The following is an 8,320-nucleotide window of genomic DNA, read 5'->3' as shown; positions in this document are numbered from 1 at the left end:
ACTTAAATTCCTTTTCAAATCCATAAAACATTTCTGATTTCAAAATACCAAAGAAAGATTCCATCATACCATTATCTGCACTGTTTCCTTTACGTGACATAGACGGTAGTATCCCCTTACTCTCTAGAAAATGATGATAAGAATTATGCTGGTATTGCCAACCTTGGTCGCTATGGAGAATAGTATCCTCGTACTTATCATCTGTAAATGCCTCATTCAACATTGTCTTTACTTGTTGTAAGTTAGGTGAGCGTGAAAGATTATACGCAATAATTTCACTGTTAAATCCATCTAAAACTGGTGATAAATATAGTTTTTGTTCACTGCTTGGAAGGGCGAATTCTGTTACATCTGTGTAGCATTTTTCCATTGGTTTAGATCCTTTAAAATCTCGTTGAATCAGATTATCTGATTTCTTTCCAACATCTCCTTGGTATGAATAATATTTGCGTTTACGACGAATACGAGCAATTAAACCAAGTGCTTTCATTAAGCGTTGTACCCTCTTATGATTCACTTTAAATCCACGATTTCTTAATTCTAAATGAATTCTACGGTAACCATAATTTCCCTTATGTTCTGTAAAAATGGCTTGTATTTCATCTTTAAGTTTTTGATCTTTATCTGGTTGGTTGATTTGTTTTAAATGGTAATAGTATGTTGAACGAGCTAATTTAATCACTTTAAGAAGAATATCTAATGTAAACTCACTGATTAATTCTTGAATAATTTCAGTCTTTCTTCTTTCTCTTTTTCCTCCTTCAATCGGAGTTCTCTCAACTTTTTTAGAACTGCATTCTCCGCTCTTAAGTATTCATTTTCTAGTTGAAGACGTTCTAATTCAGTCATTTCTTCTAGTTTTTTCTTTGGCTTACGTCCCATTTTATCTGGTCTCCCTCTTGTTTTCTCAACAATAGTATACCCATTTTTCTTGTATTGTGCTATCCAATTCGAAAGTAAGCCATGATTTGGCAGTGCATAATCAATAGCTACACTTGTTTTTGAACATCCTTCTAAAAGAACTTTATCAATTATTTCCTGCTTTAATTTTGGTGGATAGTAACGATTTTTTTCTTTTTTAACAATTTCTATTCCATATTGATCAATCAATCGAACTAAGTATTGAATATTAGAAACGACGATATCGTATTTCTGTGAAAGATTCTTTAAGCTTTCACCTTGTTTTCTTAGTTGATAGATTTCTATTTTATCTTCATAAGTTAATTTCATTAAAAAAACACCCCAAAAGTTAGATTTTTTATGTCTAACTTTTGGGGTGCAGTACATAAGGTCATTCACCGTTTTCCAATCTCTTTTGTTCTTTTCGTCTTTTATTTCGTTCTCTTAATCCTTTGAAGAAGTCTTTTAAAATTTGTTGACACTCTTCTTCTAACACGCCATGTTCGACTTCTACTTGATGATTAAATCGTTCATCTTGAAGTAAATTCATAAATGTTCCTGCAGTTCCAGCCTTTGGATCAAAAGCTCCGAACGTTACTTTTTTTAAACGAGATAAAATCATGGCCCCACTACACATGGGACATGGTTCCAATGTTACAAATAATTCGCAATCTTCTAATCTCCAACTCCCCAAAACTTGATTTGCTTGACGGATTGCTTTAATTTCCGCATGTAACGTTGCATCTTGTTCCATCTCACGCAAATTATGTCCACGTCCAATTATTTCTCCATTTAACACAACAACTGCACCAATTGGTACTTCTTCTTTTTCATACGCTTTTTGAGCTTCTTTTAAAGCTTCTCTCATGAACATTTCTTTTTCCATTTGTTCGATGATTCTCACCTCATTTATTTTCCAAATTCAACGCTTCTTCTCGTTTAATGACTAATTCTTTTACAAGATGATAGATAACGGCACAAAATGGTGTGAAGAAAACTAACCCTAAAATTCCAAATAAATTTCCACCAATTAAGGCTGCTGCTAATGTTAATACTGTTGGCAATCCAATCGAATTTCCTACCACACGAGGATAAATGAAATTCCCCTCAATTAACTGTAATCCATAGAAGACAGCTATCGAAATTAATGCTTGAATAGGGCTTACTGTAAAAATGAAAACAGCTCCTAACATACAAGCTGAAAATGGGCCGATATATGGAATAAACGACAACACTCCTGCTAATACTCCAGTTATCGCTGCATAAGGTAAATTAAAGACACTATATGTAACAAACACTAATGAACCAATAATCATTGCTTCAATTAATTGCCCCATTAAGAATTTATCATACGTATCTAATGTAATTTCACCAATATATCGAACAAGTTCATATCTCTTTTCTGGTAACAACACTCTTAATAATCGAGTGATTAAATATTGTAGTTGTTCTTTACTTCCTAAAATATTTAACATTAAAAATACAGCCATTAAAATTGTAAATACGTTCGAGAAAATGCCTGTAATATTAGAAGTAAACCCACCTAACAACGATACAATACTAGAAACAATATTACTTTGATTAATAAAGCCTGTAATTCGTTCTACATCCGTTGCTTTTAACCATCCTGAATTTTGTATCCAATTTACCGAAAAGTCCATTAAATAATTAAAACTTTCTCCTATTTGAACAACTGTTTTCGCTAAGGTTGGAACAATAATCCAAGAAATAGCCACCACAATCGCAATAAAAATAAATAGTACTCCTAAAATAGCAATACTTCGTCTGAAAGTCTTTGGTACTTTAATCTTTTCTAATTGTTTTTCCATATGTTTCATTGGAACATTAAAAATAAACGCCATTAATAATCCTAAAACAATTGGAGATAACATCCCTAAAAAAGTATTTACTCCTGCATATAAATGACTAATATTTAATACGAAAAATAAACTCGTTGCTGCAACTGCAATTAATATTAATTGTTGTTTAAAATTTTTCTCCATTACTTGTCTCCATTTTTCTGTAATTTCTCTTGAATTTCTTCCATTAAAGCTTCACATCCTAAACAAACATCTTGATACGTTTGCTCAAAATCGCCCGTATACCATGGATCTGCAATATCTCGATTGCTTCCAGCAAAACTTAATAAAGACGCAATTTTTGCATCAGTATTCCCTTGCATCATTCGCCTTATATTCATCATATTTTCTGAATCCATTCCAATGATGTAATCCGCATCGGCATCTACTGAAGATAATTGTCTCGAATACATTCCATCTGTCGAAATTCCTACTTTTGCTAATTGTTTTCTAGTACCAGAGTGAACAGGATTTCCTTGTTCCCAAGAACTTGTTGCTGCAGAATCAATAATGACTTGTTGTTCCAATCCTCTATCTTTTACCATTTGTCTAAACACGGCTTCCGCCATCGGTGAACGGCAAATATTTCCTAAACATACAAATACAACTTTCATCTACAACTCTCCTTTTCTCTTTCTGCCAGTATATCATATTTTAGAAAAATCGTCCTTTTCAAATCCATAACAAAAACACACGAAAGACTGTTTTGTTGTCTTTCGTGTGCTAGGATTAATCTAATTTAAAATAAGATAAATGACATAATTAACATAAATACTACACCAACAATCATTGGGACAGAGGTTCTTTTAACAATATCTAAAGGTTCTTGTTTTGTACTACCTGCAACAATCATAACAACTGCCGCAACAGGAGATACTGCACGTAATAAGTTCCCTGCTAATCCCATTGGAACTGTAACAGCATATGGACTAATATGAGCTGCAGTAGCTAAAGGAACCATTAGAGGAACCATTGCAAAGAAAAGTGCTGTACCACTACCACTTAATAATACAATTATTGCTGTAAAGATAACTAAAATCAATGGTAGTAATATTCCTGATGCACTAGTATTTTCCATGGATTTTTGAAGAACTGAAATGATGCCTATTCCTTTTAATCCACTAACAAAAACAGATGCTGCAATTAATAATATTACAATCCCCATAGAATTACCCATTCCTTTAAAGAAGAAATCTACATTATCAAATGTTTCTTTAACATTTTTTGTTCTTAATAATTCACAAATGATTGCAATAACAAAGGAAATAATTGCCACAATTTCAACTGAAACTTTTAAACTTGATCCTAGTAAAGAGTTAACTCCAAAAATCACTAACATAATCAAAATTGGCAACAATGGTAAACATGCATAGACAAATTTAGTGAATCCTGTAAACATTTTTTCACTTTCATTCGCAGAAGAATCTAAAACATAATCAATTTCACTAAATTGAATTGATCTATCACAATATTTTTGCCATAAGTAATGTGCAAGAGCCATAACTAATAGTGTTGGGACAGAAATAATCGCATGATAGTTAAAAACATATTCTGCCACAGGAATTCCTAATTCTTGTGCGATAGCAACATTATCTGATCCCAATGGAGTAGGCATTACTGTTGCAGTTGTTGCAATTACTGCTGCTGCTGTTAATGGACTCATTTTTGATTTTACTAATACTGGATACAAAGTAGCTAATAAAATTATAGCTAAATTCGAAGCACTTGGAATTACTAAAGATAATAAGTTACCTAACAAGAACACTACTGGAACTAAAAAATAAGATGATTTTACATGCTTTAATGGAGATGTTAAAACATTAACAGTTACTTCATTCGCTCCTATTTTATTCATATAGGCAGTATAACCACCCAAAATCAAAATGACTAATCCTGCTCCAGAAAGAGTTGATTTAAATTGGTTTACAACCGAAGTAAGTGGGTCAATAAATGCATTAACAGGTTCTTTAATTACTGGAATTCCTGTTAACGAAGCGATATATAAAAGTAATATACCTATTCCTAACATTGCAACTTTAATGTCTGCTTTTTTTAATAATAAATAAGTAACTAGGCCCACCGAACAAATTCCTAATAAAATTGTAACAATTGTACTCATAATATTCCTCCTTATCCTACTTTACATTTTTCTACTGCTGATACAAACCACTTTCTAAATTCATCAGCATTAACATCTATGGCAACAATCGCATTTTCTTCTTTACCCATTTTTTTATTTATATCAATTAAAGAAGCGCCCTGAGTAAATTCTCCTTTAGTTTCTATTGTGACATACTCACTAGACAATTGATATATTTCTGGTGCTAACAAATATGCAATAGCAGTGCTATCATACATCTTTAATCCTGTAGAAAAACTACCTCCTCTATATCGTTTAAATAGTGAATAAAACATATCTCCTGTAGGATTTAACTCTTTTATTTTTTCTGAAATTTCAGGATAAATTAATGCCTCCTTACCAATTTCTAAAGGACAAATCACTTTAGATACTGGAAAATCCATAACAATTTTTGCCGCTTCTGGATCAAAATGAAAATTATATTCAGAATATACCCCTGAATTACCTCTTCCAATGGCTCCCCCCATAATAACAATTTCCTTAACCTTTTCCAGATCATCTGGATAAGAATTTATTAATAAAGCTATATTTGTTAATGGCCCAATACAAACTAGTGTAATTTCTTTATTATTTTGTATTACTTGATGCATTGCTTCAACTGCATTTACATTCATTAATAAACTTGTATCAGGTTCTGGAAAATCATATCCTTCCATACCAGTCTTACCATGCACTGATTCAACTGACATCGCTGTTTTTAATAATGGTTTTTTTGCTCCTTTAGCTACAGGAACTTTTTTATTTAAAAATTTTAATAATTTCAACGCATTAGTTGTTACATTTTCTAATCCAACATTTCCTGCTACCGTTGTAATTAATTGAACGTCCAATTCTTTCGCATATAATGCTATTGCAATCGCAACTGCATCATCTATCCCAGGATCTGTATCAATAATAATTTTTCTCGTCATTTTACATTTTCTCCTCTATTTCCTCTAATGTTGGTACATAATCATGTGCATTTTCTCTTTCACATGCTAAAGCACCAGCCACTACCGAATATTGTATAATTTTTTCGATATTTTCTTCTTCTAACAATTTATATACAAACATTCCAAGAAAAGTGTCTCCCGCACCAGTTGTATCTACTACATTTACTCCAATCGAAGGTAATAACCCGTTTAAATTATTAGTTGAATAAAAAGCACCTTTTTCACCTAATGTGATAACAATATTTTTTACTCCACTCTCGTGCAGTTTGTTAGATGCAATTCTACAATTTTCTATATTTTCTGGATACTCCCCTGTTAGTAATTCTGCTTCAGATTGATTTAATATTAAATAATCAATTTCTTTTAATATCTCTTTTGGTATTCTTTTTGCCGGCGCTGGATTAACTACTACTATCATATTTTTCTTTTTAGCTAATTTTATAGCATACCAAATAGTTTCTAGCGGAATTTCAAATTGAACTAACAAAATATCATTCATATTTCCATCAATAAATTCCTCAACATCATGTTTAGAAACATTGTTATTAGCACCAGGAGCTAACAATATTCTATTGTCCATATTTTCATATATTATAATTGCTCTTCCGGTATAGGCAGTTGTATCCTTAATAATACTTTCAACATTAACTCCATTTTTTCTCATTTCATTTATTGCTTCTTCACCTTGGATTTCACAACCTACTCTTCCCAAAAAAAGAGTTGATGCTCCTAGTGAAGCTGCAACAATCGCTTGATTTGCTCCCTTCCCTCCAAAACTAATATGATAATTTTCACCATGTTTTGTTTCACCAGATTTTGGAATACTATCAATACTAATCTTTTCATCAATATTAATACTACCTACAACATATATTTTATTTTTCAACAAACATCACCATACCACTTCCAAACGTACCATTCGGTCGTTTTATAAATCCAAATCGTTCATAAAAGTTTTCTGTTCCACTCGTACTCATTAAACCAATATATGCATGATCACATCCTATCTTTTTAATTTGATTTAACAAATTTATTACTAATAATGTACCTACCCCCTTATTTTGAAATTCTGGATGGACAATTATATCTTTTAAAAAGAACACAATTCTTCCATCGCCTACAACTCTTCCTATTCCAACTAATTTATCTTTTGAATAAATTTTAATATTAATAATATCCTTTTCTAGAGCAAGCCTCACATCATTATATTCATACGGATAAAAGTTAACCAATTTATGCATTTCTAAATATTCCATTGCAGTTAAAGCATTATATATAATTCTCAATCTTATCACTCCTAACTTTAACTTTTGGTTAAACGTTTAACCTATTTTGTGATTTTATTATGCACCTTTTTGTTAGCGTTGTCAATTCTAAATTAAAAAATGAGCACATAATTCTTATGCACTCATTCGTTTTATAAATATGGTTTTAAATAAATTGTCTCTGTATAATCCCCTTCTTCTAAGGTTCTCTGTAACATTTTAACCGCTTCTTCTGCTAGTTGATTGATATTTTGATTTACAGAAGGTAATTGTATGCCAAACATTTCGGCATATTTTAAATTATCATATCCTATTATTTGAAAATCACTTATTTTTTTTATTTTATTAGCACTTAATATCCCATATGCCATTAAATCATTAAAACAAAAAATCCCACTATTTTCTTTTAAAATATCTGTTTCCATTCCTATTTTCATTCCAGATTCATAATGAAAATCACCTTCAAAATAATTAACTTTTATTTCCTTATCCGAATCCTCCAATGCATCTTTTACTCCTTTTAAACGTTCATTTGAAATAAAAGATGTTTTTTTCCCTGTAACTATTGATAGTTCCTTAACTCCTTTTTTTAGCAATAAACTAGTTGCCAGGAAGCCTCCTAATCTATTATCCGAGACAACTTGTCCTTTAGAAATACCTGTTACAAAACGGTCGACAAAAACTATTGCAGAATCTATTTTCATTATAAAATCTCTAAATTCTTGTAAATGTAAGTACGTTTCGTTTGCTACACAAATAATAATTCCATCTACTTGTCTTTCTAGAAATTCATTAATATGATTGATATCATTTTTAAAAATATCATTACTATTAGCAATTAATATTGAGTACCCTTTAGTACTCATTTCACGTTCAATAATTCTAACTAATTTAGAAAAAAACGGATTTTCAATATCTGGAATTAGTACCCCTATTGTTTTTGTTGGTGTTCCTAATAAACTTCTAGCTATTTTATTTGGTCTATAATTTAATTCTTTTGCTATTTTTTTTACTTCTTGTTTTTTGGCTTCAGATATTCTTGATGGTTTATCATTTAAAATAATAGAAACCGCAGCTGGGGAAATATTTGCAATTTTAGCAATATCTTTTAAAGTTACATTGGACATTTCATCACTCCATCTCTCTATTATTTTTATCTTATTGTAATGTTTTTTTCTATTTTTAACAATTAAATTCGTAGCTACACATTTAAAAATCGCCTTT

Annotated in this window: 9 protein-coding genes; all 9 read right to left on the bottom strand. The window is 30.9% G+C overall.

Annotated features, from left to right (window positions below; genetic code table 11):
• A protein-coding gene (locus tag RWZ86_RS04515; RefSeq protein WP_314680361.1) for an IS3 family transposase occupies positions 1-1,230 on the bottom strand; the annotation gives its coding sequence in 2 pieces (ribosomal slippage) (positions 1-789 and positions 789-1,230; 1,231 coding nt annotated over the 2 pieces). This gene is flagged as partial in the annotation.
• Between the two features lie 61 nt (positions 1,231-1,291).
• Positions 1,292-1,786, bottom strand: coding sequence for a tRNA adenosine(34) deaminase TadA (tadA, locus tag RWZ86_RS04510; protein ID WP_314680360.1), 495 nt, complete (start codon positions 1,784-1,786; stop codon positions 1,292-1,294).
• A 19-nt stretch (positions 1,787-1,805) separates the two neighbouring features.
• A complete protein-coding gene (locus RWZ86_RS04505) occupies positions 1,806-2,903 on the bottom strand; it encodes an AI-2E family transporter (RefSeq protein ID WP_314680359.1) in 1,098 nt (365 codons plus the stop codon).
• The gene (locus RWZ86_RS04500; protein WP_314680358.1) at positions 2,903-3,373 is read right to left on the bottom strand and encodes a low molecular weight protein-tyrosine-phosphatase; all 471 of its coding nucleotides are present in this window, start codon (positions 3,371-3,373) and stop codon (positions 2,903-2,905) included. The genes RWZ86_RS04505 and RWZ86_RS04500 overlap by 1 nt, the downstream gene beginning before the upstream one ends.
• A gap of 125 nt (positions 3,374-3,498) precedes the next feature.
• Positions 3,499-4,878, bottom strand: coding sequence for a C4-dicarboxylate transporter DcuC (dcuC, locus tag RWZ86_RS04495; RefSeq protein WP_314680357.1), 1,380 nt, complete (start codon positions 4,876-4,878; stop codon positions 3,499-3,501).
• A gap of 11 nt (positions 4,879-4,889) precedes the next feature.
• A complete protein-coding gene (gene rihC, locus RWZ86_RS04490; RefSeq protein ID WP_314256753.1) occupies positions 4,890-5,810 on the bottom strand; it encodes a ribonucleoside hydrolase RihC in 921 nt (306 codons plus the stop codon).
• A gap of 1 nt (position 5,811) precedes the next feature.
• Complete coding sequence (locus RWZ86_RS04485) at positions 5,812-6,717, bottom strand: ribokinase (protein ID WP_314680356.1); 906 nt, start codon at positions 6,715-6,717, stop codon at positions 5,812-5,814.
• Positions 6,707-7,117, bottom strand: coding sequence for a GNAT family N-acetyltransferase (locus tag RWZ86_RS04480; RefSeq protein WP_314680355.1), 411 nt, complete (start codon positions 7,115-7,117; stop codon positions 6,707-6,709). The genes RWZ86_RS04485 and RWZ86_RS04480 overlap by 11 nt, the downstream gene beginning before the upstream one ends.
• Positions 7,118-7,248: 131 nt before the next feature.
• Entirely contained in the window at positions 7,249-8,223 is a 975-nt protein-coding gene (locus tag RWZ86_RS04475; RefSeq protein ID WP_314680354.1) for a LacI family DNA-binding transcriptional regulator, read from the bottom strand.
• Positions 8,224-8,320: the final 97 nt, after the last annotated feature.

Source organism: uncultured Granulicatella sp. (assembly GCF_963545075.1).
Lineage (GTDB): Bacteria > Bacillota > Bacilli > Lactobacillales > Aerococcaceae > Granulicatella.
Note: the sequence above shows the minus strand (reverse complement) of the source record. Positions and strands in the feature narration are given on the sequence as shown.

Bases quoted from the DNA above. Each gene is read 5' to 3' on its own strand.
- tadA (WP_314680360.1), bottom strand. From the start codon at position 1,786: ATGGAAAAAGAAATGTTCATGAGAGAAGCTTTAAAAGAAGCTCAAAAA.
- RWZ86_RS04505 (WP_314680359.1), bottom strand. From the start codon at position 2,903: ATGGAGAAAAATTTTAAACAACAATTAATATTAATTGCAGTTGCAGCA.
- RWZ86_RS04500 (WP_314680358.1), bottom strand. From the start codon at position 3,373: ATGAAAGTTGTATTTGTATGTTTAGGAAATATTTGCCGTTCACCGATG.
- dcuC (WP_314680357.1), bottom strand. From the start codon at position 4,878: ATGAGTACAATTGTTACAATTTTATTAGGAATTTGTTCGGTGGGCCTA.
- rihC (WP_314256753.1), bottom strand. From the start codon at position 5,810: ATGACGAGAAAAATTATTATTGATACAGATCCTGGGATAGATGATGCA.
- RWZ86_RS04475 (WP_314680354.1), bottom strand. From the start codon at position 8,223: ATGTCCAATGTAACTTTAAAAGATATTGCTAAAATTGCAAATATTTCC.